The sequence below is a fragment of the Arthrobacter sp. H20 genome (genome assembly GCF_000520515.1).
GTDB lineage: Bacteria > Actinomycetota > Actinomycetes > Actinomycetales > Micrococcaceae > Arthrobacter_D.
The window spans coordinates 23296-25345 of record NZ_KI914719.1; the positions used below are offsets into that span (position 1 = coordinate 23296).

Genomic DNA, 2050 nt, shown 5'->3' on the forward strand with positions numbered 1-2050 from the left:
CCCTGCGTAGGCGTGGCTGGGCATCACGACGACGCCGCCCGCCGGCACCAGTGCTAACGCCGCGGCAGCCGCGCCAAGACCCGAGCTGAAGACGAGGGCCGGGAGGGAAGCACCCTCGAGCTTCCCGAGGGCCTCCTCGAACGGATCCCAGGTGGGGTTGGACATGCGGCCGTAGATGCGGTCCCCCGCCGCCGGATCCGCCGTTTCGTGGAAGGTTGACGACAGGACGATCGGAGGATTCACCGGCGCATCGTGCCCCCGTGGGGGACGTCCGGCGGCCACCACGATCGTGTCGGGTGCCAGCGGGTGGTGGTCGTGGTGGGTCATGGATTCAGGGTAGTTGGCTGGGGCTGCCCGGTGAAATGTGACCCGTGATCCATCGGTTTGCCCCCTGCCCCGGATCGAGTGTCAGCGATCCTCGATAGGCTGGGCACGTGAGTACACCATTCCCGCGCCGGACGTCCGGGCTGTTCATCGCCTTCGAGGGCGGCGACGGCGCCGGCAAGTCGACCCAGGCGGGCCTGCTCGCCACTGCGCTGCAGAAGCGGGGGCGTGAAGTGCTGAGGACCCGGGAGCCCGGCGGCACTGTAATCGGGGAAAAACTGCGCTCCCTGGTGCTTGACCACGGCCAGGGTGAGATTGACCCCCGGACCGAGGCACTGATCTTCGCCGCGTCCCGGGCCGCGCACGTCCACCAGGCGATTCTTCCCGCGCTGGAGCGCGGCGCCGTCGTCGTCTGCGACAGGTATATCGACTCCTCGGTGGCTTACCAGGGTGCCGGCAGGGGCCTGGGGACCGATAGCGTCCTGGAGGTCAACCTGTGGGCAGTCGAGGGGCTGCGCCCCGATGTGACGGTCCTGCTCGACGTCGAACCCCTTGAGGGGCGCGGGCGGCGGATCCAGAACGGGGCGGAAGACCGGTTGGAGTCGGAACCTGACACCTTTCATTCGCTGATCCGCAGCGCTTTCCTCGAACGGGCGGCGTCCGACCCGGCGCAGTACTTGGTGCTGCCGGCCCGGACTCCGGTCGACGAGTTGGCTGACGCTATCCTCAAAGCCGTCGAGGAGCACCTGGCATGAGCGTCTGGACGTTCCTGATGGGCCAGGAGCCAGTGGTCGACCAGCTGCAACGCGCAGCGTCAGCCGACCAGCCAAACCACGCCTGGCTGTTCACCGGACCCCCTGGATCCGGTCGGTCCAACGCTGCACGAGCCTTCGCCGCCGCGCTGCTCTGCGACCGAGAGGCACTGGATGAGCGGGGCTGCGGGGAGTGCCGGGCCTGCCGGACCGCGCTCGCCGGCTCCCACGCCGACATTACCAACGTCACTACCGAAAAAGTGACCATCAACATCGACGAGGCTCGTGAGCTGGTGCGCAAGGCACAGGACAAACCCTCGACCGGTCGCTGGCGGGTCATCATCGTGGAGGACGCGGACCGGATGCAGGAGCGCAGCACCAATGTGCTGCTCAAGGCCATCGAAGAGCCACCACCCCGGACCATCTGGCTGCTCTGCGCGCCGAGTCCCGGCGATGTGCTGGTGACCATCAGGTCCCGGTGCCGGGCCGTTAACCTGCGCCTCCCACCGGTCAAGGACGTTGCCGATCTGTTGGTTCAACGCGATGGCATCGACCCTGCGACCGCTGAGGCGGCAGCCCGGGCAGCGCAAAGCCACATCGGCGTCGCTAAACGGCTAGCCACCGACGACGGCGCACGGGACCGGCGGAACCAGATTGTCAGGTTGCCCCTGGACCTGAAGAGCGTCTCCGGCGCCATGAAGGCTGCCGCAGACCTCGTCAAGCTCGCCGAGGCCGAGGCTCAAAGCTCCTTCGAGCAACGCGACGCCCAGGAGAAGTCGGCACTGCTGGCCACCCTCGGCGCTCCAGAGAGTGGCACACTGCCGCCTGCCATCCGCGGTCAGGTCAAGCGGCTGGAGGACGACCAGACGCGCAGGGCCAAACGGTCCAAGAACGACTACTTCGACCGTGCATTGACTGATCTGACCTCCTTCTACCGGGACGTGCTGATGTTGCAGGTCTCCAGCGGCAGGGAG

The 2050-nt window shown here is 67.5% G+C and carries 3 protein-coding genes; 2 read left to right on the forward strand and 1 reads right to left on the reverse strand.

Annotated elements, in window-relative coordinates; all coding sequences use genetic code 11:
- Positions 1 to 327: PLP-dependent transferase (locus Y703_RS18195; RefSeq protein WP_035763996.1), on the reverse strand; the 327-nt coding region annotated here is incomplete at its 3' end.
- A gap of 107 nt (positions 328 to 434) precedes the next feature.
- Between Y703_RS18195 and tmk the strand changes: the two genes are divergently transcribed.
- Positions 435 to 1079: a dTMP kinase gene (gene tmk, locus Y703_RS0105695; RefSeq protein WP_026551941.1), complete on the forward strand. Its 645-nt coding sequence runs from the start codon at positions 435 to 437 to the stop codon at positions 1077 to 1079.
- Positions 1076 to 2050: DNA polymerase III subunit delta' (locus tag Y703_RS18200; protein ID WP_035763997.1), on the forward strand; the 975-nt coding region annotated here is incomplete at its 3' end. The genes tmk and Y703_RS18200, both read left to right, overlap by 4 nt.